The sequence below is a fragment of the Nocardioides panacis genome, assembly GCF_019039255.1.
In the GTDB taxonomy this organism is placed as follows: domain Bacteria; phylum Actinomycetota; class Actinomycetes; order Propionibacteriales; family Nocardioidaceae; genus Nocardioides_B; species Nocardioides_B panacis.
On sequence record NZ_CP077062.1, the window covers coordinates 349419 to 375894 of the forward strand.

A 26476-nucleotide genomic window follows, 5' to 3' on the forward strand; every position below is an offset into this window, starting at 1 on the left:
CATGCGCGTAGTAGTCATCGGTGGTACTGGTCACATCGGTACCTATCTAGTTCCGAGCCTGGTCAGGGCTGGGCATGAGGTCATGGTGGTGAGTCGGGGATCCCGTCAGCCGTACCGGGACGACCCTGTCTGGCGTGCGATCGAGTTGGTGGTTTGTGACCGGGAGGCCGCCGAGAGAGACGGCACGTTCGGGTCGCTCGTCGCCGGATTGCGGCCCGATGCAGTGTTGGACCTGATTTGCTTCACGGCAGACCAGGCGAGGCAGCTGGTCGGTGCGTTGGACGGTCAGCACGTGATCCACACCGGCAGTGTCTGGTCCTACGGAGTGAGCGCGTTGGTCCCGACAAGTGAAGACGCGCCGAAGAATCCCCACGGCGAATACGGCGTCAACAAGCTCGCCATCGAGCGGTACTTGATGGGTCAGGACCGAGTTCGCGCCACGGTCGTTCACCCTGGGCACATCAGTGGTCCAGGCTGGATGCCGATCGGACCCGCCGGCAACCTTGACCCGGTCGTTCTCGATACTCTGCGAGCGGACGGCTCGTGCCTGCTGCCGGACCGCGGAGGCGAGACCATCCATCACGTGCACGCCGACGACGTCGCGAGCCTGCACCAGGCGTGCCTCGAGCAGCCCGACGCCGCATCGGGGGAGAGCTTCAACAGCGTCTGCACGCAGGCGCTGACCCTGCGTGGTTACGCCGAGCTCGTGGCGAGGCATTTCGGCCACGAGCCAGATCTGGAGTTCGTGCCCTGGGCGGAATTCGCCTCTCGCGTTGACCCCGAGGAGGCCGACACGACCATCGAGCACATCGGGCGGGCGCCAATGTTCTCGATGGACAAGGCTCGCTCACTGCTCGGCTTCGTCCCCAAGCACAGTGTCACTGAAACTGTCTTGGAAGCCATCGACGCTTGGGTTACGGCGAACCGGTCATAACAGGGCGGACGCCCCAGCGGTCGCGCTGCCGACAGGCGGCTACTAGAAGATTGCCGTCAGGATCGGTGTCTGGCCAGACTCGGTCCAGGTTTCCGGCGGAGGGATCCTCAAACGGCTGCCCACCAGGTGTCTGAGGTGTGACTCTCTTCCGGTCTGCAATACGTCTGACGTGGTGTGACCCATCGTGGCGGGTGGGTCAAGCTAGGAGGGCCTGTCCTCACATCCGTGGGCATAGTCTCCGGCAGGGATCGGCGAGCGTCACAGTCGACGCTTGAGACGGTGATACATGGCCGTGCGTTCGTCGCCATGTTCGTAGTTCCGGCCCGCGCCCTCACACAGGAACGCTGACAAGCCGCCAACGGCATGGATACCAATGCCGTGCCCCATCAGATCACTTCGATAACAGTTACTTATCAGCCGCACCACCGAGTGCGCGACCTTCACGCCACGGGGCGACCCGTGGTCGTCACCGGTGACATGAACGATCAGGATGAGGTGTTCTGCCGGTTCACTTCGAGTGGTCTGACCCAAGCAAGCTCCGGTGAGGTCGCTGGCCCGGACTGCGTCAAGGCTCCGGAGGACGGGATCGACTGGGTCTTCGGTACTGCTGAACTCACATTCGCTGACGACGGAGTTGATCGAGATACATTGGTGCGGGTGACGAGCGTCATCCCTTCCGGCATGTGCGCGTGTCGCAACGGAGCTGAACAAAGGCGGCGACCGCCCGGCCGAAAACGGACCTTGAAGGCGATCACGCGGGCGCTGCCATGCCAGGAAGAAAGATCTGCTGTTCTCGCGTGAACGGGAAGGGCCGACGGGGTAGCCGCCGGGCACGCGCCACGACGTCTGCCTCGTCATAGAAGAGGGTCACTCGGATTCGATCCATGTCAGCGGGAAGCACATGACGGCCCCGTTTGCTGCGACTCCGCCACCGAACGGCATCACTTCCACCTTGTAGCCCAGCCCCTCGGCAAGCACCGATGCGTCGCTGCGGGCGAGACCGACCAAGCGTGCGCAGACGGCAGCGTCGTGCTCCTGATCAGCCTTGACGCGGGCCCTGAACCGTTCTTCATTCATGCGGTGTGACTCTAGATGAATGAACAACGGCCCAAAGGGATCAGACGTCCCCACGTCGATGGTCCGCACGGATCGCGGCTACTTGTTGACTTCTCTCACGGCAGCGGCCGGGCCAGGCTGTTGTCGAAGGTGCTCGGCGGGACGCTCTCATGGCAGCGGCTGCCCACCGTGTTGGTGTGGCTCACATCTGGCATGCGGTCCCGTCGGGTGCCGTGGTGAGGCGTGGCTCGAGAGGGGATTGCCCGGCTCAAAGTAGCTCTGCCCGGCCTCGCTGATAACCGGCTCGAGCGAGGAGGTAGTACGGATGAGTCGAGTGATCGTGGGTGTGGACCCGCACAAGAAGTCGGTGACGATCGAGGTGATCGACGAACAGGGGACGGTGCTGGCCACGGGCCGGTTTGCCACCACTAGCACCGGCTACCAGCTGATGACCAAGTTCGTGCGTGGACAGTGGCGGAGCCGTCGGTGGGCGGTCGAGGGGGGCCAACGGGATGGGGCGGCCGCTGGCCGCGCGGCTGCTCGCCCAGGGCGAGACTGTTCTCGATGTGCCGGCGAAGCTGGCAGCCCGGGTGCGGGTCTTCGACACCGGCAACGCCCGCAAGACCGATGCCACCGACGCGCACGCGGTCGCGATGGTGGCACTGCGGACAGCCGGACTGAACGAGCTGTCCTCCGACGAGGAGCTGGTTGCGTTGCGGCTGCTCACCGATCGCCGTGACGAGCTCGCGCACCTGCGAGTGCAGACCGTCAACCGGTTGCAGCGGCTGCTCACTGAGCTCATCCCCGGTGGCGCCAAGCGGGACCTTTCCGCGTTGCAGGCGAAGCGACTGCTCGCCAAGGTGAGGCCGAGATCGCTGACAGGTAAGACGATGCGGCGGATGGCTGTCGAAGAGATCGCCGACCTGGTCGCGGTCGATGCGAAGCTCACGTCGATCACCAAGGAGCTCCGGACAGCGGTCCAAGACCGCGGATCGCACCTGATGGACCTGTTCGGGATCGGCCCGGCCGGCGCAGCCCGGGTCCTGTCCGACGTCGGCGACGTGGCCCGGTTCCCCGACCGCAACCACTTCGCCTCCTGGACTGGCACCGCACCCCTGGACGCCTCGAGCGGTGACCAGATCCGACACCGCCTGTCCCGGGCTGGGAACCGACGGCTCAACCACGTGCTGCACGTCGCCGCGATCGTGCAGATCCGCCACGACACCGAGGGCCGCGCCTACTACCGACGAAAGCTGGCCGAGGCCAAGACCCCGATGGAGGCCCTGCGCTGCCTCAAGCGGCGGCTCTCCGACGCCGTCTATCGACAACTCGTCGCCGACGCCGACAGCAGCCAGGTGCCGGAAGCTGAGACAGAACAGGCGGGCCCGGGAGGGCACTCGGGGGCGTCTTCACAATCCAGCGCGGCCGATCTGTCCACCCCGGTCATCGGCTCTTCGGATCAGCCACTTCCCGGACCCGCAACCCCGACGCTACCCGTCACCAAGACCGCTGCGAAGACCCACCAGGCTCCGGCTCCGCGCTCCAGGCAACGGCGCGCAGGAGCCGTCAAGATGGAGCGCCCCACCGGACGAACGACCTTGACGGCGACAAGCGACGTCGCAAACTCAGGAAGGCCAAAGCCGCGGCCTTGACACAGAGGGGAACCAGATCCTGGCGTGCGTAGCCGCCCTCAACGCGGGCAGATCCGGGCGAACGTAACCGCCCTCAACGCGGCAGATCCGGGCAGTTGGATCCCGGCAGCGAACGCGTGCGTTGCACTCGCCAATTTCCGGATAGCGACACTCTACGGACGGTGGTTTGCGCGCCCGCGCAGGGTCTGGCGTCGCTCCCGGAGCGACGCCCCTTGTTCTACGTCCCCTCGCGCGCGAGCCGATTGCGGCGGTCCTCCTCTCGCTTGGAGTACGCGGCCGCGCGGATCGCTTCGTCCGACTCCAGGCCGCTGCCCAGCGCGCCGCCGACGGTGGCCGCCGACGCGACGAACCAGGCCAGCACGAACAGATCTGGGTAGCGGAATGGTTGTTTGAGGTAGCCGCCCATCAGGGCGGGGTCGAGGATGAACAGCGCCCAGAGCAAGTTCAAGACGTAGAGCGCGAGGTAGCAGATGAGCACCCCGACGGTCAGCGTCACCAGCGTCGAGGTGTTGTACAGACGCGACCTCTCTCGGGCTGCAGGGGAGTCGTCGTCCGGGCGGTCCCAGAGGCCACCGTCGATGACGAGCCAGCCGACAACGAGGGCGATGGAGGCGATCGTCGCAACCGACAGGCGCCACGGCGACAACGAACCTGCCAACAGCCACACGGTGGAGTTGATGGTGGCGATGGCGCCGGTCGTGAGTGCCGCGACGAGCGCTGTCTTGAGCCCGGGCACGAGCAGCCACGGTCGGTTGGCGAGCACCATGCCCAGCAGCAGGCGCCAGCGGCCACTGGGGTGAGGCAGCGGCACGCGGCGATCGGTCTGCGTGTCGGCGTCGGACATGCCGCCGATGAGCTCGCGCAAGGCGTGCCTGCTGCGTGCGTGGATGCGAAGCCCGCCCAGCGCGGGCAGGGACAGCACGGCAGTCCGGTGCTCCGGGTCGGTCTCGATCAGCAGGTAGCGGCCGTCACCGTCACGAAGGGGGAGCTCCGTGAGTCCGACGACCACGTCCCACCGACGCTCGTCAGCATGTTCGGTCAGTCGGGACAGCGCGGTCTGCACGTCCTCACAGGCGACCGTGAACGGCTCGCTGAGCACCTCGAGGTCCCAGTCGCGCCGACCCTCGCCGTCCGAGGGATGGAGGTCGCCAAACCGACGGGCTATCTGAGTGGGCTTGGCCGGGTCAGCGACGAGGCCGACTTGAAGCGGCTTCATCCCGCCGGTGTACCCATCCCGCTCGCAGACAAGCGCCTCGGCAGACAAGCGCCTCGGCAGATCCGGTTCCCACGGGGGAGTCCTACAGGGGAGACCGTCTGGGCTCGGCGCGCAAGCGCGGCTGGCCCCAGGAACACCAGCGAGAGTTCCTGTGAAACCGCGTTCTTGAACTCCCCCCTCGACGGTGACACGTCGCCGCCTGCTAATACGACGGCATGGAGGTTCCGGGGCATACGGCAACGAGCGTGGTGTGCTTGACCAGTGACGCCAAGTGGGGTGGAGGACGAACGGTCTCGGCGGCGGACCGCCAGGGGGGAGAACCGGCTCCCGCCGGCTCTTGCAGTGGTGGCCGCCCTGGTTGTCTACGTGCTGCTGCCGTCCTCCCTGCCGTTCCTGGGACGGTTCGTCATACCGGGCGTCGAGGCGTTGTTGCTGGTTGCTCTGATCGTCACGAATCCACGCAGAATTACCCGTCAGACTCGATGGTCGAGAACGATCTCGATTGGCCTGGCCGTCCTCGTGATCGTCTCGAACCTGCTGTCGCTCGGACTGCTCATAGCCGAGCTCTCGAACAACGCGCCCAGCGGCGAGAACCTGCTCGTCGGGGCCATGCAGATCTGGGTCACCAATGTCATCGGTTTCGCGCTGCTCTTCTGGGAGATGGACCGGGGCGGGCCCGTTGCGCGTCGCAACATGCCACGCCTGAACATGCCTGCCGCCGACTGGCGCTTCTCCCAAGACGAGAACCAGGACACGGTCCCGGAGGTACGTCGTTCGTCGAGTGAGCTATCCGGGTGGGTCCCGGTGTTCATCGACTTCCTCTACCTGTCCGTGACCAACTCGAGTGCCTTCAGCCCGACCGACACGATGCCGCTCACCAGCCGCGCGAAGGTGCTCATGGCTATACAGGCCACCGCCGCGCTCCTAGTGTCCCTGCTGCTGGTCGCGCGTGCGGTCGGCTCCCTCGGCGGCTAAACCGGGTCAGCCACCTCGCTGGTCGACGTGTGGTGCTGCTCCATCCCGGCCTCTAAGCGTGCGGGCACGACGGGGTCCGCTGACCTGCGGCTGTTCATTTCGCGACGATTCCACCGCGGGGGTGTTCGCACGAAAAGCGAGCACCGGTTCGCGAAAGAGTGTTCCCCGCACTCGTGGGGACACGAGCGGTGCCGTCCACGACGCGGCAGATCCCCGGCGAACGTAGCGGCCCCAAGGGGGGTAGGAACTGGGGTTGGAGCTAACTGGGTGTGTCCCTAATGATGGTCGCGCGCTGGGCGGAGGCGTCTACCGGATCTGGCTCCCTTCTGTGTCAAGGGGGGCGCGGGTTCGGTGGCTTGGTGTGTGCGCCGGCGCTTTGTCGCCGTCAAGGTCGTTCGTGTGGTGCCCGCCGAACCCCGTGCGAACCCCACGCGGGGCTCGGTTCCAGGCCGCCCGCGTCGACGCGGGTAGCGTCGACGTTGCGGGTCCGGGAAGTGGCTGGCCGAGAGCCGGCACCGGGATGTGAGCCGGTCGCGCTGGAGTCAGAGTCGTTTCCCTGTTGCCTTCCCGGACCAGCCTCGGTCTAGCCCACGCGGTGCTGCATGGCCAGTACCGTCAGCTCGACTCGGGAGTGGATGTCGAGCTTGAGATAGATGTGCTTGAGATGGGCGTCCACGGTGTGGCGGGACAGGTGGAGCTCCTCGGCGATGCTGCGGTTGGTCATCCCCCCAGCCACACAGGAGATGACGCGGATCTCGGCGTCGGTGAGCGACGCCCACCCGCGGTCCGTTCCCTCCTCGCCGTCCGCACCTACCTTGACCATGGGATACCGGACTGCCGCGGCGACTCCGGCGGCGGGAGGGTACATGGTCGGGTCCACGTAATGGGGGTTGTCGATCACCGTGCGGTCCAGCAGAACCGTGGGGTGGGTGAAGAGCACCTCGACGAGCATCTCGGCCCCGAACTTCTGCAGGTCGTAGAGGCACATGAGGATGGCGGGCATCTGCCCGACGGCGTGGTTGACGGCCGACTCGTAGTGGAACAGGTCCGCCCAACCGGGGGGGTCCGGGCAGCACCCACGACATCTCACCGGCGGCTCGGAGCAGGTCGAAGTCGTCTTCGATCGCCGCGTCCACGCTCTCGGAGAGGAAGCTCATCATGTGCGCGACGCTGAACTCCCCCGAGCGGAGGTAGGTGTCCGAGGCGCGTTTGACGTCGAGTTGTGCCGATCGTCGGGTGTACTCCGGGTCGGGCTGTCCCTCGGCGAGATCCCGGACCTGCGCCGGCTCGACATCGTCGATCAGGCACAGGCACTTGTCGCCGTGCCGCAGCCCCTCCTCGAGGAAGAACAACAACAGCCGGTCGCGCTCGGCCGGGCCGGAGTAGAACGCGCAGAAGTGCGTTCCTGGGCTGACAGTTCCGACCCCGGGGATCCCGAGGCTCAGACCGTTCATGGTGGTGACCGTTCACCGAATCCAAGATTTCAGATTCGATGCTACGCGCAGTCGGCACAGTTAGCCTCCATGCGCCGGTTGGCTTCCGCGAAATGGGCAGGGCTACCGGCGGGTGCTCCCCGCTTGCCCGGCGCGTTGAACACCGGTTCCAGCAGCGCCCACTGCTCGTCGTTCAGGTCCCTGGAGCACGACGTGGTCCAGACGGTGCTGTCCGGGCTGGCTGGCGCAGTCCACGCTAACTGGGACACACCCAGCAAGAGTCATGGCGCATGGGCGCACCTGGTAGCGGCGGGACGTAGCAACCCTCCCGCTCTGCCAGCACCGCGGCCAGCGTCCTTGAGGGGGCGCCCAACTTGTCGAGCAGGTGCTCTACGTGGGCGGCGACGGTCCGGGTAGCTACGGCCAGCCGCGTTGCAATTTGCTGGTTTGATCGACCGTCCACCAGCAGCCCGAGGACCTGGAGTTCGCGTGGCGTGAGGCCTCGGCAGTCGGCATCCGGGGTGAGCAGGAGGGCGCCGAGCACGAAGTCAGGGGCCTCCGTCGCGGCCAGCACGGTGATGCGCATGTGCGTGGTGGATGCGGGAACCCGTCGCGTCGGCCACATGAACGATTGGTAGACATGACCCGCCAGGAGCGTCTTCCGGGCAATCGCGACGACTGGTGAGGCTGCGGCCAGGAGTGAGTGGTCCTGGAGCCCATCGAGTGGGTAGGTAGTCCCGTCCTCGTACAGGAGAGCACCCGCCGTCGCGCCTCGCACGAGGCGCGCGGTGGCGAGCAGCGAACGCATGGGGGACACGCCGCGAGCGATCATCGGCGAGAGTTGCGAGAGTCGGTCGCGCATCGCGGGGGACGGAGGCTGCCGACTGAACAAGAGGGTGAGCATTCCGAGATATGGGCCCCCTGGCTCGGAAAGTGGCACACCCAAGCCCTGGTGGAAGCCGGCCGGGATAAGGCACTCCGACCATGTGGGGAGCTCGTCAGCAGGTATGGGGAGCTGTACCAAGCTGGGCGGCGGCGACGCTCGCTTGATCCCAGCCAGCTGGATCTCCCGTGCCACTGCCGGACGTTCCAGGTAGTCGAGGACGGGTCGATCCAGCCCAGTGCTCCCGACAGTCGTGTGGACGTTCGACCGCGGATTGGCGAGCGCGAGCCAGGTGGCATCGGAGGGGACGAACTCAGCCAGCTTCTCCAGGAGTCCTCGCGCTCGTTCGGTGAGCGGCGCAGAGGAGGTAGCAATCTCGATGAGCTGCACGGCGGGCAGGTCGTCCTCCATCAGGGCTCCTATACGAGCACGGCATCAGAGGCAGAGCAGTCCTGGGGCGCCGACGCCTGTGTCCGCCTTGAGGCCGGCCGACCGAGGACACGCTCTCGTACCCACCTGGTCGACCTTTAACGCGTGTCGAGTGGGCCGCACCATGCCAGCGGCCTCGCGGCTCAGAGGTCTCACGAGTCCCCCCGCGACCCGTCCCGGTCGCGTACGGAGTCGTATCGGGATTTCTGCCAATGGCGTCCGAGGAGCCCACCTCCTCTACTGGAGAAGGCCGCGGCTCGGATCCGGGCAGCGGGACGCATTCGGTGAGGAGGCAGCATGAAGGCTGTGGTGTACGAGGGGCCGCGGAAGGTGAGCGTCAAGGACGTGCCGGACGCCCGGATCGAGCGGCCGACCGACGTCCTGGTGCAGATCACGTCGGCGAACATCTGCGGGTCGGACCTGCACATGTACGAGGGTCGGACCGATTTCGAGCCAGGCCGCTGGTTCGGGCACGAGAATCTGGGTCGGGTGGTCGAGGTCGGCGACGGTGTCGACAAGGTGCAGGTTGGGGACTATGTCGTCCTGCCGTTCAACATCGCTTGCGGTCATTGCAAGAACTGCGAGCGTCAGCTCACGAACTACTGCTTGACAGCTCAGCCCGAACCCAAGATGGCGGGCGCGGCGTACGGCTTCGCCGATATGGGCCCCTACGGCGGGGGTCAGGCCGACCTGCTGCGCGTGCCTTGGGGCGACTTCAACTGTCTGCGGCTGGGCGAGGACGCCGAGGAGCGCCAGGCGGACTACGTGATGCTCGCTGACATCTTCCCGACCGGCTACCACGCCACCGAGATGGCAGGGGTGAAGCCGGGGGATCAGACGGTCATCTATGGCGCCGGTCCGGTCGGCCTGATGGCCGCCCTCTCGGCGACGATCAAGGGGGCCAGCAAGGTGATGGTCGTCGACCGGCAGTCCGACCGGTTGCGGCTGGCGGAGTCGATCGGGGCGATCGCCATTGACGACTCGAAGGTCGATCCGGTGGAGGCCGTTCTTGATGAGACGCTGGGGCTGGGTGCGGACAACGGCTGCGAGTGCGTCGGCTATCAGGCGCACGAGCCAACGGGCGAGGAGCAGGCCAACTTGACGATGAACCGGCTGGTCGGCTCGGTTCGGTTCACCGGGAAGATCGGGTGCGTCGGGGTCTTCGTGCCCGAGGACCCCGGAGCTAGCGACGAACTGGCGAAGCAGGGCAGGCTGGCCTTCGACTACGGCATGTTCTGGTTCAAGGGTCAGCACATCGGCAGCGGTCAGGCGCCGGTGAAGAGGTACAACCGGCAGCTGCGTGACCTCGTCGCCGCGGGCAAGGCCGAGCCGTCCTTCATCGTGAGCCACGAGCTCCCGCTGGACCAGGCGCCGGAGGCCTATGAGCACTTCGACAACCGTGACGACGGTTGGACGAAGGTGGTCCTGCACCCGGCGATGGCAGGGGCATGAGCATGCGCGCGATGGTGTACCGCGGCCCCTACCGGGTTCGTGTGGAGGAGAAGGACACCCCCGCGATCGAGCACCCCAACGACGCGATCGTCCGGGTGACGCGTGCGGCGATCTGCGGGTCCGACCTGCACCTGTACCACGGGATGATGCCCGACACCCGGGTCGGGTTCACGTTCGGTCACGAGTTCATCGGTGAGGTGCACGAGGTAGGCCCGTCGGTGCAGAAGGTGAAGCCGGGCGACCGCGTGATGGTGCCGTTCAACGTGTTCTGCGGGACCTGCTTCTTCTGCGCCCGCGGGCTCTACTCCAACTGTCAGAACGTGAACCCGAACGCCACAGCGGTCGGCGGTATATATGGCTACTCGCACACCTGCGGCGGCTACGACGGGGGCCAGGCCGAGTACGTCCGGGTGCCGTTCGCCGACGTCGGACCTGGCCTGATCCCGGAGTGGCTGGACGACGACGACGCCGTCCTCCTCACCGACGCCCTTCCAACCGGGTACTTCGGTGCCCAGCTCGGAGACATCGTCGAGGGTGACGTGGTGGTGGTGTACGGCGCCGGGCCGGTGGGCCTGTTCGCGGCCCGGTCGGCGTGGCTGATGGGCGCCGGCCGGGTGATCGTCGTTGACCACCTCGACTACAGGCTGGACAAGGCGCGCGAGTTCGCCCATGCCGAGACGGTCTGCTTCACCGAGCACGGCGACGTGGTCCTGCACCTCAAACACCTGACCGAAGGACTAGGGGCCGACGTCGTCATCGACGCCGTCGGGGCCGAGGCCGACGGGAACCTGCTGCAGCACGTGACCGCGGCGAAGCTCAAGCTGCAGGGCGGGTCGCCGGTCGCCCTCAACTGGGCCATCGACACGGTCCGCAAAGGTGGCACGGTCTCAGTGGTCGGCGCCTACGGACCGCTTTTCAGCGCCGTGAAGTTCGGCGACGCGATGAACAAGGGCCTCACCCTCCGCATGAACCAGTGCCCGGTCAAGCGACAGTGGCCGCGCCTGCTCGAGCACATTCGCAACGGCTACTTCAAGCCCAGCGACGTCGTCACCCACCACATCCCGCTCGAGCACATCCCCGAGGGCTACCACATGTTCTCGGCCAAGCTCGACAACTGCATCAAGCCCATCGTCGTCCCCAGCGCGGCGTGATCTTGGGAGGACAGTTATGACCTACACCCCTCAGAAACCCCGCCTCGCCGAGAGCAGCGACAAGCTGCGCGCCCGCATCCCGGGCTGGGGAGCCGACCTCGACCCCGCCGACCGTCCGTCCGTGCCGCGTGAGCGGTTTGCCCCCGAGGAGTCAGGCGCTCATTGGGAGTACCCGGACGAGCAGCCGGAGTTGTGGCCCAGGGAACGCTCGCTCGAGCACACCCGGCTCCCGCCGGTCTTTGGCACGACCTGCCCACCCAAGGGCCTGTCCGGCGCCATCCGGAAGCTCGCCTACGCCAAGTACAGCGAGGGCCGGGCCGCGCACTGGCTGCTGCTCATGGCCGGGGATCGTGTGGACGCACTAGAGAGCGCACTTCGGTCGATGCTCACGCTGCGGCCCGACAACCCCGTGACCCAGACGGGGGTGCTTTCCGAGGGGAAGCGCCACGGGATGAGCTCCCGCCTGGGACACAACCGCGCAGACGTCAAGCACCACTGGATGGACCCAATCATCGTGGGCGCCCCCTGGGCTGGCGCGGCTGCTGCGACGTACCGCCTCTTCAGGCGACGGTAAGGGATGGAAGCGATTCGCGTGGGCCTCGTGGCCGACCGACCCGGGCCAAGCCGACGGTGATCGCGCGTCGGATCGAGAAGCATCCGCCGTCGGACAACGATGGCTGGGTCAAGATCTGCGGTGAGGTGGACCTGGTGACCCGCGAAGAACTCCGATTGAGCCTTCCCCCGGCTGCGATGCAGCGATGCGAGGCTGGTGTTTCTCGATGTGGCCGGGTTGACGTTCTGCGACGTCGAGGGCTGCCGCATGCTCGCGCAGTTCCGTACGGAGATAGCCGCGGCCGGATGCGACGTGCGGATCATCCACGCCTCCCCGATCATCCGAAAGGTGATGGACCTCATCGGCGCGGAGGTCGAACTAGCCACGTGGGCTGCGAGGGGCATTGGCGCACCCCCTCCGACGTCGGAGCAGCCCGACATCTGAGAGGGTGCGACCAAACTTTACGACTGGATGTCGAGGTCGCCGAGACCCTCCGGACGGCGTAGGTAGCCGGTGGGGCGACCCGCACGGTGGGCTACTTCTTAACCGAAGAACCCGTGCGGGCCGACCGTCCTCGATGCTGACGAGGCGGGTCGCCGTTGCAGGGTCTGGGCAAAGCGACACTGACAGTGCACCACACGTATGGAAGTTCATCGGAGTGTTGAGGGAGTCCGAGGGAGCCGGCCCGGGTGGACGGGGCCGGCTTCGTCGGGACCGGGCGACCCCTGCACGTACGGTACCGGACACCTTCCACCCTAGGCAGAGTGGTGTCGAGAGGCGCCTACAACCACAAGGGGACCTGCCGAGGGGCCGTGTTCACGTTGAGTTCGGGCGAACGAGAGGGCTGTCCGGAAACGCCCGGCATGGGTTGTCTCCCTCATCTGCTGCCCCGGTCGAAGTGAGAGCTTCGTCTATAGCACTGATGACCTTCGTATCGGCACTGTCGGGTGCCGTTTGTGCGCCATGGGGACCCAGATGGGCCGGTTCGTCAGTACCGATTCGGGGATACCTTCACTTGCAGGAGGAAAGCATTGAATGCGCCCCAAGCTCGCCGGGACATGGTTTCCCTCACCGTCATGGTCACGTCCGAGGACGACGTGGTGTCGATTCCTATTGGCGGGGAGGTTGACCTCGTCAACCGTGATCAGTTGCAGAGCTGCCTCGCGAAGATCGATCTCGCTGGGGTGAGGCTGGTCCATCTGGACCTGGGTCAGCTCACCTTTTGTGACAGCGCAGGCAGTGGACACCTCGTCGCCTTCGAGGGGCGAGCCCGGGCAGCCGGATGCGTCGTGCAGGCACGTGACGTGAAGCCGATCGTGCGCAAGGTGATGGACCTCGTCGGCACTGGCATCGGGTAGTGACCTCGCATTCCACCGGACTTCCGACGGCAGTTTGGCAGGCGCGCCACAAGGCCCCCGCCTGCGGAAGCAGACGGGGGCCATTTACATGGGGCTGGCCCGGACGGAAAACGGGGGATGTCCGGACCAGCGGGGTCAAGGGTAGTAAAAGCGGATGAAACCGGCGAGTCCGAATGCCCGCGGAACCTCGCTCCGGCGGTGAGGGTCAGCAGGTGAGGAGAGGGACGCCGTCGTCGTAGCGGTTGCTGGTGAACACCGGACCCTCTGCGCCGTTGGACTGGAGGCTGTCGGTCGACGCGCACGGCCCGAACTGCCAGGAGCCGCGGACGTAGGTGTTGTCGGTGACCCGGTAGGTCACCCCGGAGCCCTTGGTGGCGTCGTACAGGGCGGTGGCGTAGTTCCCGCCGGCCAGCCTGTTGCCGGTGATGGTGAAGGTGCCGGCGCCGGGGTTGTCGGCCAGGAAGATCGCGGCGTTGCCCTTGTCGGTGCTGTCGGTGCTGTTGGTGGCGCGGGCGTCGAGGGTGGAGTGCACGATCGAGGCGTCGAGCTTGGCGCCGGGGTCGTAGAGCTGGGCGACGTCGAGGTGGTCGCCGGGGTAGATGCAGGCGCCGTCCAGCAGGCTGTCGACGATGCGCTGCTGGCCGCCGCCGGTGAACCGGACCAGGTCGGAGCCGGAGTGCTGCAGGTGGACCCGGGTGAGGGTGAAGTCTCCGCCGGTGACCAGCTGGTTCGCGTTCCCGGTCTTCGGGCACGCGTCGGGGCCGATGGTGGTGTCGGCCGCGGTGAGGGCGTGCCCGTTGGCGATGACGCGGCCGGCGATCCGCGACTTCGTGACCACGGTGTCGCAGGTCAGCACCAGGTCGCCGGTGACGTCCTTGGACGCGACGTTCCGCAAGCCGACCGGTTGCCGGCTCCAGGTCCTCGGGCTGCTGGTGGACGGTCGATCAAACCAGCAGATTGCACGCCCTTGCAGATCTGCCGAAGTGCACAGAGCGGTACGCCGTGGTGACCGACCGATTGGCGCAGGCAGGCATCTTGTGCGGTCAACCCGGTTCCGACGATCAGTCCGTTACCTTTGGACCAGGTGTACCGGCCGCCTCGCTGAGGACGGCGTGCACCCGTGCCGCGCAGGCGTCGATGCCGTCCTCGGCCTGTCGGGCGAGACCGGAGGTCAGTCGTTCGGCGAGGTCGTGCACCTTGATGTTGCTGTTCTGGGAGTGAGCGCGCAGGACGGCGAACGCGGTGTCGGGAGCCAGCCCGAACGCCAGCATCAGCATCCCCTTGGCCTGCTCGATGGTGGCGCGGTGCGCCGTGACGCCCACGATGGCAGCCTCCACCTCGACCTGGGCGTCGCAGCGGACCACTTCCGTCAGGTCGACCATGGTGCCTGCCAGCTCGACCACCTCGCCCCGGTCGTCGAGCCGCCCCCACCCGGTCACCAGGACGGTCCGCCTGCGCCGTCTCGCATCTAGCAGGTGGTGGTAAGAGGCGTACGGCGTGCCGCCGAGCAGCGCCTTCTTGAACGCCAGCCGAGCCCCCGGAACCTCATCGGGATCGACGTGGCTCAGCATCAGCTCCCCGGACGGGACGACCTCCCCGGGTACGAACCCGTGCATCGCGAACATCTCGTCGGTCCACGTCCAGGTGGCCCCGTCGAACCGGTACCTCCCGACCGGCGGCGGGGTCCCCGAGGACAGCGCTTCGATTGCTTGGTCGAGACCCTTGGACATGGCCCCTCCCCGTTCACATCCCGTGCAGGACGGGGGCGGTACTGCTGAACCAGACTGCTCGAGTTCGATCCGCCGCCGTACATATTAGCGACACCGGAACGAGAAACGGGAGCGGGAAAGACCCGGCCTCGGACTGTCGCTGGGACTCGAAAGCCGCGTGCCGGCTATGACCGGGGACTGCCGCACATGACGGACGATGAGTCGGGTACCCACAGATCAGTTGTTTCACCCGGACCCTGTGAAACGGCCGCGGGCCTGCGCTGGGCCCAGGTCAAGAAGCGGCCGCCCGGCGCGGGTTCAGCAACTGGCTCTCGAACTCACCGTCCCTGATGCATGTCCCGCATCAAGGTGGGAGGGGTCTGCGATACCGGGCGAAGGCCCTTCCACCGCCTGTTGGCGACCGGTTCGACGGTCCGCACGGGTGGACTGCAGCGCATCACTCAGCGACGCATGCTGACCGGTGAGCTCGGTGAGCTCGGTGAGCTCGGTGAGCTCGGTGAGCTCGGTGAGCTCGGTGAGCTCGGCGAGCCACCGCCACAGTCCCGGTCATGTGGGCCGATGTGTGGGTTCCAGTCGTCTGGGACATGGGCGGCGCCACCGTTCACGCAAACGAACTGCGTCCAGACGGCAAACACCTCGCCTCGAGCGTTCCTGCCGGTGTGCACGCGCTCGATCAGTGGTCCGATGCAGGTTGGGCATGGGTCACTGATGACTGACATGACTCGCCTCCCCGTTTCCCTCACCCCAAGCGCTGCCAAGCGCCAGGTCGCGGGGCCCGGGCGGTTGATCGCGCCCGGGCCGGGCTGATCTTCGTCGGCCGCGCTTCAAGAATCCGCCGGGATGAATGCCTTGTCCAGAGCGCGATGCCCGCAGCTTCCCTATCCGGGCGGTTGACAACTGCTCACGCAGATCTTGGACGGTTCGTCCGCCGCAGATGAGGCGCCCCCGCACCGGTCGGCGGAAACTGTGCCTATCGGTCGCGCGTGGCCCTTTTGTGATCGGGCTCGCCCACGCAGCTCAGCCTGGCGGCCTAGACAAAGGAATGGGGGTGAAGGCGCGTGCTACTCACCATCGGTCCAACATCGGTCTACCTCATCTTGGCCGTGCTCTTCCTGGTCATCCTTGGAGGCGGCACCTACTTGGCTTACCGGATGAATCGAGGACGGGCATCCGACCGGACAAACGGCACGGGAATGGCGGGCCCCGGAGGTAGCGGTGGCGAAACGCGGTAGCCATTGAACGCCCGCACATCGGGCATGTCAGATCTTCACCATCAGCGGCAGCTCCGGGCGAGCGTAGCCGCCCTCAACGCGGCAGATGCGCGGACGTTGCAAGGGGCCGGTCGGATCAGTCTGGAGGCGGATGTGACTCGTCCAGCACCTTCCCGGTTCGGTCCGTGACGACCCAGTGACCGAAGCCCTCGGGGTGCTGTCGTGCCAGTTCGCGCAGGCGCGCGAGTGCGGGGTCGCCGGTCAGGGTCGGGGTTGCCGAGGGGACGAGTTCGTACTGGGCGTAGACCAGAAACCGTTCGTGGTGGCTCACCCCGAGGACTGCCTTCCGAACCTCCCGGGCCGCAGAGTCGAAGTCGCCCCACGGGACCGTCACTAGCTCGTCCCACTGGCCGGGCGTCATCAAGATCTCAACGGCCTTGGCCGAACCCTCCGGGTTCGGCACTGTGACCTCGATACGGCCGGGCTCGACTTCGGCCGCCACGGCCCAGCCGTTCAGGAACTTCAAGAGCCGTTCCCAGAGACGCTCGTAGCTCATGCGCCAAGCATGCGGCACGCGTCCGCACGCCGGCAGTTCGGCGCAAGTGAACCTCCGCGCGGATCGCGGCTACTTGTTGACTTCTCTCACGGCAGCGGCCGGGCCAGGCTGTTGTCGAAGGTGCTCGGCGGGACGCTCTCATGGCAGCGGCTGCCCACCGTGTTGGTGTGGCTCACATCTGGCATGCGGTCCCGTCGGGTGCCGTGGTGAGGCGTGGCTCGAGAGGGGATTGCCCGGCTCAAAGTAGCTCTGCCCGGCCTCGCTGATAACCGGCTCGAGCGAGGAGGTAGTACGGATGAGTCGAGTGATCGTGGGTGTGGACCCGCACAAGAAGTCGGTGACGATCGAGGTGATCGACGAACAGGGGACGGTGCTGGCCACGGGCCGGTTTGCCACCACTAGCACCGGCTACCAGCTGATGACCAAGTTCGTGCGTGGACAGTGGCGGAGCCGTCGGTGGGCGGTCGAGGGGGGCCAACGGGATGGGGCGGCCGCTGGCCGCGCGGCTGCTCGCCCAGGGCGAGACTGTTCTCGATGTGCCGGCGAAGCTGGCAGCCCGGGTGCGGGTCTTCGACACCGGCAACGCCCGCAAGACCGATGCCACCGACGCGCACGCGGTCGCGATGGTGGCACTGCGGACAGCCGGACTGAACGAGCTGTCCTCCGACGAGGAGCTGGTTGCGTTGCGGCTGCTCACCGATCGCCGTGACGAGCTCGCGCACCTGCGAGTGCAGACCGTCAACCGGTTGCAGCGGCTGCTCACTGAGCTCATCCCCGGTGGCGCCAAGCGGGACCTTTCCGCGTTGCAGGCGAAGCGACTGCTCGCCAAGGTGAGGCCGAGATCGCTGACAGGTAAGACGATGCGGCGGATGGCTGTCGAAGAGATCGCCGACCTGGTCGCGGTCGATGCGAAGCTCACGTCGATCACCAAGGAGCTCCGGACAGCGGTCCAAGACCGCGGATCGCACCTGATGGACCTGTTCGGGATCGGCCCGGCCGGCGCAGCCCGGGTCCTGTCCGACGTCGGCGACGTGGCCCGGTTCCCCGACCGCAACCACTTCGCCTCCTGGACTGGCACCGCACCCCTGGACGCCTCGAGCGGTGACCAGATCCGACACCGCCTGTCCCGGGCTGGGAACCGACGGCTCAACCACGTGCTGCACGTCGCCGCGATCGTGCAGATCCGCCACGACACCGAGGGCCGCGCCTACTACCGACGAAAGCTGGCCGAGGCCAAGACCCCGATGGAGGCCCTGCGCTGCCTCAAGCGGCGGCTCTCCGACGCCGTCTATCGACAACTCGTCGCCGACGCCGACAGCAGCCAGGTGCCGGAAGCTGAGACAGAACAGGCGGGCCCGGGAGGGCACTCGGGGGCGTCTTCACAATCCAGCGCGGCCGATCTGTCCACCCCGGTCATCGGCTCTTCGGATCAGCCACTTCCCGGACCCGCAACCCCGACGCTACCCGTCACCAAGACCGCTGCGAAGACCCACCAGGCTCCGGCTCCGCGCTCCAGGCAACGGCGCGCAGGAGCCGTCAAGATGGAGCGCCCCACCGGACGAACGACCTTGACGGCGACAAGCGACGTCGCAAACTCAGGAAGGCCAAAGCCGCGGCCTTGACACAGAGGGGAACCAGATCCGGGCGAGCGTAGCCGCCCTCGACGCGGCAGATCCGGTTGCCGCAGCGCACGCTGTCCGCGGCGGATCGAGTTCGTTCTCGGCCTAGCGGAGCGTGTTCAGCTCGTCGAGGGTGCGATGGCCACGCTTGACCACCCCTGGAACGACATCGTGGCTCCCGTGGCGGATGGGGATCTCGAGCATGTGGAGGATCTGTGCTGCTGCGAGCACCGCCGTCCCCTCCCAGTCGACCAGGTCGAGGATTCTGGTCCACAGCCTCCTTCGGACACCGTCCAGCAGCGGATCCTGGAACGTGTACCAGGCGAGGGTGGTGAGATCGATCGCTCGCGTGCCGCTGCCGGCGTTCCCGACGTCCACGACCGCCACCACCGCTCCGTCACGGACCAGGACATTGCTGGGGGTTGAGAGATCGGCATGGACCATGTCAGGTGCCCCTCGTGGTGGTGAGACGTCGGCACACACGAGCCGCAGGCGCTCGACCAAGGTCGACACGTCAGAGGAATACCCCGTGAGCCTGGCCACGGACTGGCGGAGAAGCGCCTGCTCGGGTGTCTCGTCGAAATCCGGCCCGGCGACAGCCGATTTCTGACCGGTGGCGACCCTCCAGGCGTACGACCAGTGGTCGTAGGGCTCGGAGGCTTGGCCAGCCTGGAGTTCAACGATCTCCATCAGCTGCTCAACGAGGGACGGGGTCAGCTCTGGTGCGGGAGTCGCGTCAACGAAGTCCATCAGATGCCACACATGAGTGGCTGTGGCCCCCACGCTGAGCCAGGCCGGGGTGGGATAGCCGCGCCTACGCATGTGCTCGACCACTCTCTGGGCTCGCAACGCCTCGTCCAGGTGGTTGGGGTGTGCCCGGGGCACTGCTTTGAGAACTGCATGTGCCCTTCCGGCCAACTGGACGCGCACGGCACCCCCATTGACGCCTCCGTGTAGGCGACCGAGAAGGGTGACGCCTGCTCCGACCACGCTGGCCACGTCGTCCAGGACCTCGGCCGGCAGATCCACAAACCGAGCCTCCGTCATGGCCGCATCGTGTCACGACCGCTCGTCGGCAGAGCCGGTGAACGGTGGGCGCCGACAGGCGGCGTAAAGCCCGAGGACAGCGGTTGTGTATCCAGACGCGACCCGGCTACACGTCGGTGCTCGCCGTGTCCTTGAGCTTCACCGTCTCGTAGAGCGCCACTCCAACGAGCACGATCAGCACGAGGGACCAGGCGGCCAGCGCCGTGGCAAACACTCCACTCAGGGTGATCACGAGTATCACCACGGCGGCGACCAGGCGCTGACGCCACTGCGCGTGCAAGACGCTGGCCTTGAAGAACACGCTGCCGACCAAGAAGAGCGCGGGCCCGGCGGCCAGCGGGAGCATCTCGTCGATGTGCAGTCTCTCGCCAGGGTGGGCGATCACCAGCTCAGCGGCCACGGCGCTGACGATGATCCCGGCGACTATGGGCACGTGCAAGTAGCTGAGCAGCTCACCGAGCCGCCCGCGTTCCGCATCGCGCGCCTGGAGCTCCCGGGCGACACCCTCCGCGTGATAGTCGAAGTAGAGCCACCAGAACGCCACGGAGACGCCGAACGACACGACGACCGCCGCAATGCGCATTGCGTCCATCTCCAGCTCGCTCGCGCTCACCCCGGCGGCGACGATCGTCTCACCCAGCGCGAGGATCACGAACAGCTGGAGGCGCTCGGAGAAGTGGCTGGGCACCAGGTCCCAGTCGGCCGGCACCGAGCGCCCGAGGCGGGGAGCCCAGTGGCCGGCCAGCGGCCCTGCGTAGTCCAGGACCAGCGCCACGATCCAGACAGCGATGCGTGCCTCGCCCTCCACCAGTGCCCCGGCGAGCCAAATCATGCTGACCCAGGCGCTCCACACGAAGATGCGCACCAGTGGCGCGTGAAGAGGATCGCTCCGCTGGGTGGCCAGCACCATGAACCCGTTGCGGATCAACTGGAGGCCGACGTAGCCGGCCACGAACAGGCCGGCGCGGTCGTCGAACGCGTCGGGGATGGCGATGGCCCCGCAGAGGCTGGCGAGCATGCCAACGAGCAGGATGGCCCGGACGGCCCGCGTCTCGGGGTCGAACCAGTTGGTCATCCAGGTCGTGTAGATCCACGCCCACCAGGCTGCTAGCAGCAGGACCAGCGTCTGGGTAGCGCCTGCCACGGTCAGGTCGTCGACCAGCGCAGAGGAGAGCTGGGTGACGGCCAGGACGAAGACCAGGTCGAAGAACAGTTCTGCGTAGCTCGCGCCGACGGGCGAGTCTTCCTCGGCGGGATGTCGGCGCAGCGGTGAGGGCATCCGCCTAGCATCTCTCGTTGTTAGCGGCCAAACCACTAGCGAACATGCGCCAGCGGCGGACCGCTGTCACGCGATGAGTTCGCTCGCTCCCTCTTCAGAGACGGTTTCCCTGACGGGTCGGCTGACTAGCCGCGCTTCGAGGAGCTCGTTCCGTCTACCTGTCCGAGGTGGGTGCCGATCGCGGCCGCCTCCGGACGCACAGGGAGCACGACGGGAGGGTCGCTGCGTGCGGTGTCGTCCCTGATCGATCGTGTCGAGGAGAGGGTCGACCTCCATGCGCCCAGGCGGCCGACGCCGTCACCGCGGTGGTGGACCCCGCGCGATCAGCGGGACGGTCCAGGAGCGTGCCATCGCAGCCGGCTTCGACGACATCCTCACGAGCGGCGGTGTGTGACGTCACCAACGTTGGAAAGCCGTCCCGCGGCCCTAGGCTTGGCACGAGGGCCTCGTCGCTTGCTGCGACGGGGCCAGTTCGTCGAGCCCGGGAGGTGGAGGCAATGACCTGCCTCGTGTGCAAGTCCGACACTGTGGAGGGCCACTGTCCCAGGACCAGGCCGGCGTGCGACTGGTACCAATGCATCAGCTGCGCCACGGTCATCGACGTCGCCCGGCGGATCCTCTGGCTGCCGTCCCACCGGGTGGTCCCGTACGGCTGAGGCCGAAGGACACGACCCCCCCGGAACACGGGATGTCCCGGCGTTCCCGCCGATCTAGCGTGGTACGTCGGTGGATCTCTCGTGGGAGGAACGATCATGAGCACTTCGGGCCCGGACGCCCAGGCTTCCCGCCAGGCCGGGAGCGGCCAAGGCCCGGGCGGCGTCGATGCCCAGGTCTTGCTCCATGACCTCGCGAACAGCATGGCTCTCCTGCCGCAGGAGGCGATGCCCGAGGGTGAGGAGCCGCCCGAGGGCGCGATCGCGCTGCCGGTGATCGAGCAGGACGGCACGCAGTACGTCCCCGTGTTCACGTCTGAGGAGGCGCTTCGGGCGGCGGGGGCAGACCCCGCGACCGCCCTCCAGCTGCCCATCGCGCAGCTGGCAGCGACCTGGCCGGGCGAGAACCTGTGGCTCGCCGTCAACCCCGCTACCCCGGAGGGTCTGACCCTTCCGCCCGAGGTGGTCCGGGCACTGCCGGGCTTCGTGCACTTGCCGGGCGAGGCGGAGGCCGCGGCCGAGCAGGGCGAGGCGCGACGGGCGGGCGCGGAAGGCGCCCCGTCGGGCTAGCCGGGCGACGGCACCCGGTCGGCGAGTCGCGAGCACGGCGACTGCCGGCGCTCGCCGCGACCCGGGTACCCGCCGGATGCGTCCGGCCCAGCCGCTGACACCAACTGGAGGGTGCTGCCATGCGCGTCCCGCTGTCCGTCCTCGACCTTGCCCCTATCGCGCGCGGGGGGAACCGCCAGCAGCAGCATCGCGGCCAGCGTTGCCCTCGCCCAGCGCGCGGAGGAGCACGGCTTCCTCCGGGTCTGGTACGCCGAGCACCACAACATGCAGCACATCGCCTCGTCCGCGACCAGTGTGCTGATCGCGCACATCGGCGCGCAGACGTCGTCCATCCGGCTCGGCGCTGGAGGGGTCATGCTGCCCAACCACTCGCCGCTGGTCATCGCCGAGCAGTTCGGCACGCTCGAGGCGATGTACCCGGGCCGGATCGACCTGGGGCTGGGCCGGGCACCCGGCTCGGACCAGAACACGATGTACGCGCTGCGCCGCGAGCCCCAGTCGGCAGACACGTTTCCGCAGGACGTCCTGGAGCTGCAGGCCTACCTGGCAGGTGAGTCCCGGGTGACCGGCGTCGACGCGGTTCCCGGCAAGGGCTCGCAGGTCCCCCTCTACATCCTCGGCTCATCTCTCTTCGGCGCTCAGCTCGCCGCGGCGCTGGGTCTGCCCTACGCCTTCGCCAGCCACTTCGCGCCGCCGGCCCTGGAGGCCGCCGTCGCCACCTACCGCGGCGAGTTCAAGCCCTCCGAGCAGCTGGGCCGCGCCGTACGTCATCGCCGGGGTCAACGTCATCGCGGCCGACACAGTGCCCCAGGCGCAGGAGCATCTGGAATCTGTGCGACGGACGATGGCCCTCGGCCTGTACGGGCGCGGCCAGAACTTCACCGACGAGGAAGCCGACCTCCTGCTGCGGCGGGGAGCCGGTCAGCACATCGACCAGATGCTCACCTATGCCGCCGTCGGAACCGCGCGCGAGGTCGCCGACTACCTCGAGGCATTCCGCATCAAGGCCGACGCAGACGAGTTGATCACCGCCCACCAGGCGCCCACCCAGGAGGGCCGGCTGCGTTCGGTCACGTTGACCGCCGAGGCAATGGGCTCCGACAGCGTATGACGCGGACGCGGACGCGGACGCGGACGTGGTCGCTGCCGCAGGACCGCGGGACGTGAGGGCCTACAACGGCGTCGACTGGTGAAGGGGGCTGGTGGGGGGGAACCGTGCGACCGCCGAGATCCATGTTCGCTCACGCAGCGGACGGGGGATTCCTCCGGCGATCTCCGCGAGCTCGGCGACGGCCTTCGCGAAGCAGGTACTGGAGCCGGCCTGCTGATGGTCTCCTCCACGAGCGTGCCCCAAGTCGTGGGCGCCGGTACGCAGCATGGCTGGTCCACGACGCGACGACACCGACGACCGGCCGCCTCGTCACCTGCCGGCGGAATGCGGAGGGTTGCCTAGGCCGGGTGGCCGGGGTACGACAGAGAGCATGACTACCGACCCGGGATTGCCAGAGGCCGACCCGGCCGACGTCGCTGAGCAGCAAGAGGACGTGGAGCCTCCCACGGACGACGAAGAGCTGGGTGTCGAGCCGGACGAGCCTCCATTGGAGGCCAACGAGGCAGACGTCGCAGAACAGCGGATGGAGGTGCCTGGCATCGAAGGTGGGACGGACGAGGACTGAACCTCGCCCGGCAAGGGCCCTTTTGCCCACGGCGGCCCTTGGCCGACATCTGCCTGGGCGGCTGGTGCTGGTCGGCCCGCGCCAGCCCGCCGCGGGTGAGCGAGCCGGCAACCAATCGTGCCTTGGACCAGCAACTCTCGGACCACCTCGACGAGTTCAACCAGGCAGCGACATCGGGAGTTGCCCCAGCCCGCTAACTGACGGTGCAAGTCCGCGACAGCACGGGCGAACTCGTCGGAGGGACCGCGCGGATCGTGGCTACTTGAGGACGTTCGACCTGCGCACTCGCATCCGCCGGTCCCCGCGCCGCCCGGCACGCCGTACCGCATTCACTTCGATGACCAGTCCTGGGTCAGCGAATTTCAGGGGTTCTCGGCTCCACGGGAACGACCATGGTGTCACTGCCTGGGGCCGCTGCATGCGCGAGATGGGCTAGCTCACGTGGACGCGGTGCTGCATGGCCAGCACGGTCAGCTCGACTCGCGAGTGGATGTCGAGCTTGAGGTAGACGTGCTTGAGATGGGCGTCCACGGTGTGGCGGGAGAGGTGGAGCTCCTCGGCGACACTGCGATTGGTCATCCCCTCAGCTACGCAGGAGACGACGCGCAGCTCGGCGCCGGTGAGCGACGCCCACCCCTGGTCCGTTCCGTCGTCGCCGTCCGTACCTTCCTTGACCATGGGATACCGGGCTACGGCAGTGACACTAGCGGCGGGCGGGTACGCCATCGGGTGCAGGTACAGGGGGTTGTCGATCACCGTGCGGTCCAGCAGAACCGTGGGGTGAGTGCGGAGCACCTCGACGAGCATGTCCGCCCCGAATTTCTGCAGGTCGTAGAGGCACATGAGGATGGCGGGCATCTGCTCGACGGCGAGGTTGAGGGCCGACTCGTACAGGAACAGGGCCTCCCCGCCCGGGGGGCCCGGGCAGCACCCACGACATCTCACCGGCGGCCCGGAGAAGGTCGAAGTCGTCTCCGATCGCCGCGTCCGCGCTCTCGGAGAGGAAGCTCAACATGTCTTCGACTCTGAACACTCCTGAGCGGAGGTAGGCGTCCGATGCCCGTTCGACGTCGAGCTGTGCCGATCGTTGCGAGTACCGGCCGTCAGCACGACGCCCACGTGCACGCGTTCGAGATCACGTTGGCGCCGTCGACCACGTCCAGCCGGTGGGCCTCAGTTCCGGTCGGTCCTTCGCCCCGCCCGTCCACGGGAGAGCGCTCAGCCGCCCTTGGGCAGCAGCATGCCCTTCGGGACGTTGAGGTGGACGGTGTCCCCCTCCACGCTCTCGATCTCGGTGACAGCGGCGTACGCGTCCCGGGCGAAGATGCCCTTGCGGTCGATCTGGATGTAGCCGACGCGGAGCAGCCGCTCGGCGAACGGTCTGGGCACAAGCGGCATCATGCTCGGGTCCTCGCCGGCGATGGTGACGGCTCCGGGGTCGCCCAGCTTGACGAACTCCACCTTGCCGACCTCCTCACCGTCCGCGTCGACGACCCGCATGCCTTCGACAACCTGCTCGATCGGCCCGATCCTGTCGATGGACCCACGGTGCTCGTCATGGCGCTGGACGTCGGTGCTGCCCTCGCCGGTGAGGATCCTCTGTGCCAGCGACACCTCCTCCTCGGTGCCGTGCGCGACGAGCAGGAAGTTGCCGGTGCGGACGAGCTCCTCGTACTTCGGGAGATGCCTCTTGGTCACGAAGTGCCCGAGCACGGCACCGACGGTTCCTCCGAGCAGAGCGCCTTCCGCAGCCCCCACCGCGCCCGCTGCCAACGGACCCAGGACGACCAGCGGCCCGAAGCCGGGAACGGCCAGGAAGGCCACACCGCTGAGGACGCCGAGCAGGCCGCCCACCCAGGCGCCCGTTGCCGCGCTCGGTCCGGCGACGTCGCCGACGGTGACGAACCCGTTGATCCGGGTCTCGCTCTCGATGCCGGTGCCGACGATGGAGATCTTCTCGACCGGGAACCCGGTCTCGGCCAGCTTCCGGACGGCGCGCTCCGCGGAGTCCATGTCGGGGAAGACGGCGATCACGGCCCGGTCGTCGACACCGATGGGCCGCGCGTCGGTGCCGGGCGCGTCCGTGCCGAGGGTGTGGGTCGCGGTGCCGCGGGTCATCGCGTCGTCGCTCTGGTTCGTGCGGCTCTGGGGCGGTACCGACGGGGTCGTCGCGCCCCGTGTCGTGTGCTCAGTCATGTCCGTCCCTCCAAGGCGTGGTCAGACCGCCGGCCGTGCGCGTCGGTCCCGATGTCATCGAGCCTCAGCCTGCGACGGACCGGTGCCCACCGCATCCCGCGATCGAGTGCAATCGGGCCGGCGCCGGAGCGCCGGAGTGGTTCTCCTGCCGAGCCGGATCGAACGAATGTTCTGTGTCGCCTGGACGGGAGGTACGAGCGCGGAGTTGGTTCCGATCCGTGACGAGCAGGAGCCCCGACACGCCGGCAGGGCATCGGGGCTCGGGTTGGACTCCTTGAGTGCGTAGCCCCTCAGCGGACGAAAGCAGTCGCAGACCACTCGCAGCGCGCTCGTCGTGCGTCCCCCATAGGCACGTCAGTGCGTTCGGGAAGACCGCCGTCACCGTCGTGACCGGTGTCTGAAGACTTTCTCCGCTCAGTGCCCGGACCGAGTTGGGTCGGCCGGTCGTTGGCACCAGAGTGCGACTTCGTCGGGCGGTTGGGTCCTCAGTGCTGGTGTTGGTCCATCGCCGCTTCTACAGCGATGAAGCCCCCGAGACGTGTCGTGAGCGGCCACGGTGGAGCTTCAGGCTTCCGCGACCAAGTGAGGTGAACGATCGCGAAGGTGTCGTCAGATGCGCGGAACACCACGTTGTCGCAGCCTTGGCACTGTGCGAGGGCGCGAAGAGCCAGACCGTGCAACTCGTGGGCTGGTGCTACTTCCACGTGCGCCTCGTTCTCGAAGCTCTGCCCGTGCTCGGCATCAAGGCGGGACCACGGCTCCCGGAAGTCGACATCATTCACGGTCGGAGCCTCGCATGAGATTCCGCTCATCGGCATGACCGGTCGCGTGGTGGGCAGTGCTGCTT

24 protein-coding genes and 3 pseudogenes are annotated in these 26476 nt (G+C 67.4%); 13 read left to right on the forward strand and 14 right to left on the reverse strand.

Annotated features, from left to right (window positions below; translation table 11 throughout):
• The first annotated feature begins 1 nt into the window (after nucleotide 1).
• Entirely contained in the window at nucleotides 2-934 is a 933-nt protein-coding gene (locus KRR39_RS01840) for an NAD-dependent epimerase/dehydratase family protein (RefSeq protein ID WP_216940226.1), read from the forward strand.
• Nucleotides 935-1801: 867 nt separating this feature from the next.
• Here the strand turns inward: KRR39_RS01840 and KRR39_RS01845 are convergent.
• Nucleotides 1802-2011 (reverse strand): hypothetical protein, encoded by a 210-nt coding sequence (locus KRR39_RS01845; protein WP_216940228.1) that lies wholly within the window; start codon nucleotides 2009-2011, stop codon nucleotides 1802-1804.
• 491 nt (nucleotides 2012-2502) lie between these two features.
• On the opposite strand from KRR39_RS01845, the gene KRR39_RS01850 reads away from it, so the two are divergent.
• A complete protein-coding gene (locus KRR39_RS01850; protein ID WP_216940230.1) occupies nucleotides 2503-3642 on the forward strand; it encodes a transposase in 1140 nt (379 codons plus the stop codon).
• 217 nt (nucleotides 3643-3859) lie between these two features.
• Here the strand turns inward: KRR39_RS01850 and KRR39_RS01855 are convergent, their stop codons facing one another.
• Complete coding sequence (locus tag KRR39_RS01855; protein WP_216940233.1) at nucleotides 3860-4858, reverse strand: hypothetical protein; 999 nt, start codon at nucleotides 4856-4858, stop codon at nucleotides 3860-3862.
• Nucleotides 4859-5200: 342 nt separating this feature from the next.
• Here KRR39_RS01855 and KRR39_RS01860 point away from each other — a divergent pair, with 342 nt between their 5' ends.
• A complete protein-coding gene (locus KRR39_RS01860) occupies nucleotides 5201-5833 on the forward strand; it encodes a hypothetical protein (protein WP_254185446.1) in 633 nt (210 codons plus the stop codon).
• A 583-nt stretch (nucleotides 5834-6416) separates the two neighbouring features.
• On the opposite strand, the gene KRR39_RS01865 is transcribed toward KRR39_RS01860, so the two are convergent.
• The 3 genes and pseudogenes from KRR39_RS01865 to KRR39_RS01875 all read right to left on the reverse strand — a co-directional run bounded on the left by KRR39_RS01865 (nucleotide 6417) and on the right by KRR39_RS01875 (nucleotide 8560).
• A complete protein-coding gene (locus KRR39_RS01865) occupies nucleotides 6417-6923 on the reverse strand; it encodes a LuxR C-terminal-related transcriptional regulator (protein WP_216940240.1) in 507 nt (168 codons plus the stop codon).
• Nucleotides 6907-7287: pseudogene (locus KRR39_RS25790) on the reverse strand (MEDS domain-containing protein); the annotation flags it as partial. The gene KRR39_RS01865 and the pseudogene KRR39_RS25790, both read right to left, overlap by 17 nt.
• A gap of 235 nt (nucleotides 7288-7522) precedes the next feature.
• A complete protein-coding gene (locus KRR39_RS01875) occupies nucleotides 7523-8560 on the reverse strand; it encodes a helix-turn-helix transcriptional regulator (RefSeq protein ID WP_216940242.1) in 1038 nt (345 codons plus the stop codon).
• 315 nt (nucleotides 8561-8875) lie between these two features.
• On the opposite strand from KRR39_RS01875, the gene KRR39_RS01880 reads away from it, so the two are divergent.
• From KRR39_RS01880 to KRR39_RS01900, 5 genes are all read left to right on the forward strand, one after another.
• Nucleotides 8876-10030: a glutathione-independent formaldehyde dehydrogenase gene (locus KRR39_RS01880; RefSeq protein WP_216940243.1), complete on the forward strand. Its 1155-nt coding sequence runs from the start codon at nucleotides 8876-8878 to the stop codon at nucleotides 10028-10030.
• Nucleotides 10031-10032: 2 nt separating this feature from the next.
• Nucleotides 10033-11181: a zinc-dependent alcohol dehydrogenase gene (locus tag KRR39_RS01885; protein WP_216940245.1), complete on the forward strand. Its 1149-nt coding sequence runs from the start codon at nucleotides 10033-10035 to the stop codon at nucleotides 11179-11181.
• 16 nt (nucleotides 11182-11197) lie between these two features.
• On the forward strand, nucleotides 11198-11755 hold the full coding sequence (locus KRR39_RS01890) for a hypothetical protein (RefSeq protein WP_216940247.1): 558 nt from the start codon (nucleotides 11198-11200) through the stop codon (nucleotides 11753-11755).
• Between the two features lie 195 nt (nucleotides 11756-11950).
• Nucleotides 11951-12178: an STAS domain-containing protein gene (locus KRR39_RS01895; RefSeq protein ID WP_216940249.1), complete on the forward strand. Its 228-nt coding sequence runs from the start codon at nucleotides 11951-11953 to the stop codon at nucleotides 12176-12178.
• A gap of 632 nt (nucleotides 12179-12810) precedes the next feature.
• Nucleotides 12811-13092, forward strand: coding sequence for an STAS domain-containing protein (locus KRR39_RS01900; RefSeq protein WP_216940251.1), 282 nt, complete (start codon nucleotides 12811-12813; stop codon nucleotides 13090-13092).
• Nucleotides 13093-13297: 205 nt separating this feature from the next.
• On the opposite strand, the gene KRR39_RS01905 is transcribed toward KRR39_RS01900, so the two are convergent.
• From KRR39_RS01905 to KRR39_RS01915, 3 genes are all read right to left on the reverse strand, one after another.
• Nucleotides 13298-13987, reverse strand: a complete 690-nt coding sequence (locus KRR39_RS01905) for a hypothetical protein (RefSeq protein ID WP_216940253.1) — start codon at nucleotides 13985-13987, stop codon at nucleotides 13298-13300.
• A 166-nt stretch (nucleotides 13988-14153) separates the two neighbouring features.
• Nucleotides 14154-14822 (reverse strand): PAS and ANTAR domain-containing protein, encoded by a 669-nt coding sequence (locus KRR39_RS01910; RefSeq protein ID WP_216940255.1) that lies wholly within the window; start codon nucleotides 14820-14822, stop codon nucleotides 14154-14156.
• A gap of 1347 nt (nucleotides 14823-16169) precedes the next feature.
• Complete coding sequence (locus KRR39_RS01915; RefSeq protein WP_216940256.1) at nucleotides 16170-16589, reverse strand: hypothetical protein; 420 nt, start codon at nucleotides 16587-16589, stop codon at nucleotides 16170-16172.
• Nucleotides 16590-17071: 482 nt separating this feature from the next.
• Between KRR39_RS01915 and KRR39_RS01920 the strand changes: the two genes are divergently transcribed.
• Nucleotides 17072-18211, forward strand: a complete 1140-nt coding sequence (locus KRR39_RS01920; protein WP_216940230.1) for a transposase — start codon at nucleotides 17072-17074, stop codon at nucleotides 18209-18211.
• Nucleotides 18212-18313: 102 nt separating this feature from the next.
• On the opposite strand, the gene KRR39_RS01925 is transcribed toward KRR39_RS01920, so the two are convergent.
• A complete protein-coding gene (locus KRR39_RS01925) occupies nucleotides 18314-19255 on the reverse strand; it encodes a phosphotransferase (protein ID WP_216940258.1) in 942 nt (313 codons plus the stop codon).
• 106 nt (nucleotides 19256-19361) lie between these two features.
• Nucleotides 19362-20534, reverse strand: a complete 1173-nt coding sequence (locus KRR39_RS01930; RefSeq protein WP_216940260.1) for a low temperature requirement protein A — start codon at nucleotides 20532-20534, stop codon at nucleotides 19362-19364.
• A 752-nt stretch (nucleotides 20535-21286) separates the two neighbouring features.
• Between KRR39_RS01930 and KRR39_RS01935 the strand changes: the two genes are divergently transcribed.
• From KRR39_RS01935 to KRR39_RS01945, 4 genes and pseudogenes are all read left to right on the forward strand, one after another.
• Nucleotides 21287-21757 carry an SseB family protein gene (locus KRR39_RS01935; RefSeq protein ID WP_216940262.1) on the forward strand — a complete coding sequence of 157 codons (471 nt, stop codon included), beginning with the start codon at nucleotides 21287-21289 and terminating at the stop codon, nucleotides 21755-21757.
• A gap of 111 nt (nucleotides 21758-21868) precedes the next feature.
• Nucleotides 21869-22453: pseudogene (locus KRR39_RS25795) on the forward strand (MsnO8 family LLM class oxidoreductase); the annotation flags it as partial.
• Nucleotides 22454-22601: 148 nt separating this feature from the next.
• Nucleotides 22602-22868: a hypothetical protein gene (locus tag KRR39_RS24140; RefSeq protein WP_254185448.1), complete on the forward strand. Its 267-nt coding sequence runs from the start codon at nucleotides 22602-22604 to the stop codon at nucleotides 22866-22868.
• Nucleotides 22869-23238: 370 nt separating this feature from the next.
• Nucleotides 23239-23433, forward strand: coding sequence for an Rv3202a family protein (locus KRR39_RS01945; RefSeq protein ID WP_216940265.1), 195 nt, complete (start codon nucleotides 23239-23241; stop codon nucleotides 23431-23433).
• A 432-nt stretch (nucleotides 23434-23865) separates the two neighbouring features.
• On the opposite strand, the gene KRR39_RS01950 is transcribed toward KRR39_RS01945, so the two are convergent.
• The 4 genes and pseudogenes from KRR39_RS01950 to KRR39_RS01965 form a co-directional block, all read right to left on the reverse strand.
• Nucleotides 23866-24378 carry a LuxR C-terminal-related transcriptional regulator gene (locus KRR39_RS01950; protein WP_216940267.1) on the reverse strand — a complete coding sequence of 171 codons (513 nt, stop codon included), beginning with the start codon at nucleotides 24376-24378 and terminating at the stop codon, nucleotides 23866-23868.
• Nucleotides 24356-24532, reverse strand: a pseudogene (locus KRR39_RS25800) (MEDS domain-containing protein); the annotation flags it as partial. The gene KRR39_RS01950 and the pseudogene KRR39_RS25800, both read right to left, overlap by 23 nt.
• Before the next feature lie 119 nt (nucleotides 24533-24651).
• Complete coding sequence (locus tag KRR39_RS01960; RefSeq protein ID WP_216940269.1) at nucleotides 24652-25629, reverse strand: general stress protein; 978 nt, start codon at nucleotides 25627-25629, stop codon at nucleotides 24652-24654.
• 485 nt (nucleotides 25630-26114) lie between these two features.
• The gene (locus KRR39_RS01965; RefSeq protein ID WP_216940272.1) at nucleotides 26115-26411 is read right to left on the reverse strand and encodes a hypothetical protein; all 297 of its coding nucleotides are present in this window, start codon (nucleotides 26409-26411) and stop codon (nucleotides 26115-26117) included.
• Between the last annotated feature and the right edge of the window lie 65 nt (nucleotides 26412-26476).

Excerpts from the sequence above, each read along its gene's own strand:
- KRR39_RS24140 (WP_254185448.1), top strand. The coding sequence starts at position 22,602 with ATGGCCCTCGGCCTGTACGGGCGCGGCCAGAACTTCACCGACGAGGAA.
- KRR39_RS01925 (WP_216940258.1), bottom strand. The coding sequence starts at position 19,255 with ATGACGGAGGCTCGGTTTGTGGATCTGCCGGCCGAGGTCCTGGACGAC.
- KRR39_RS01915 (WP_216940256.1), bottom strand. The coding sequence starts at position 16,589 with ATGAGCTACGAGCGTCTCTGGGAACGGCTCTTGAAGTTCCTGAACGGC.
- KRR39_RS01885 (WP_216940245.1), top strand. The coding sequence starts at position 10,033 with ATGCGCGCGATGGTGTACCGCGGCCCCTACCGGGTTCGTGTGGAGGAG.
- KRR39_RS01930 (WP_216940260.1), bottom strand. The coding sequence starts at position 20,534 with ATGCCCTCACCGCTGCGCCGACATCCCGCCGAGGAAGACTCGCCCGTC.
- KRR39_RS01900 (WP_216940251.1), top strand. The coding sequence starts at position 12,811 with ATGGTCACGTCCGAGGACGACGTGGTGTCGATTCCTATTGGCGGGGAG.
- KRR39_RS01890 (WP_216940247.1), top strand. The coding sequence starts at position 11,198 with ATGACCTACACCCCTCAGAAACCCCGCCTCGCCGAGAGCAGCGACAAG.
- KRR39_RS01840 (WP_216940226.1), top strand. The coding sequence starts at position 2 with ATGCGCGTAGTAGTCATCGGTGGTACTGGTCACATCGGTACCTATCTA.
- KRR39_RS01935 (WP_216940262.1), top strand. The coding sequence starts at position 21,287 with ATGAGCACTTCGGGCCCGGACGCCCAGGCTTCCCGCCAGGCCGGGAGC.
- KRR39_RS01845 (WP_216940228.1), bottom strand. The coding sequence starts at position 2,011 with ATGAATGAAGAACGGTTCAGGGCCCGCGTCAAGGCTGATCAGGAGCAC.
- KRR39_RS01855 (WP_216940233.1), bottom strand. The coding sequence starts at position 4,858 with ATGAAGCCGCTTCAAGTCGGCCTCGTCGCTGACCCGGCCAAGCCCACT.
- KRR39_RS01880 (WP_216940243.1), top strand. The coding sequence starts at position 8,876 with ATGAAGGCTGTGGTGTACGAGGGGCCGCGGAAGGTGAGCGTCAAGGAC.
- KRR39_RS01960 (WP_216940269.1), bottom strand. The coding sequence starts at position 25,629 with ATGACTGAGCACACGACACGGGGCGCGACGACCCCGTCGGTACCGCCC.
- KRR39_RS01920 (WP_216940230.1), top strand. The coding sequence starts at position 17,072 with ATGGGGCGGCCGCTGGCCGCGCGGCTGCTCGCCCAGGGCGAGACTGTT.
- KRR39_RS01850 (WP_216940230.1), top strand. The coding sequence starts at position 2,503 with ATGGGGCGGCCGCTGGCCGCGCGGCTGCTCGCCCAGGGCGAGACTGTT.
- KRR39_RS01875 (WP_216940242.1), bottom strand. The coding sequence starts at position 8,560 with ATGGAGGACGACCTGCCCGCCGTGCAGCTCATCGAGATTGCTACCTCC.
- KRR39_RS01910 (WP_216940255.1), bottom strand. The coding sequence starts at position 14,822 with ATGTCCAAGGGTCTCGACCAAGCAATCGAAGCGCTGTCCTCGGGGACC.
- KRR39_RS01945 (WP_216940265.1), top strand. The coding sequence starts at position 23,239 with ATGACTACCGACCCGGGATTGCCAGAGGCCGACCCGGCCGACGTCGCT.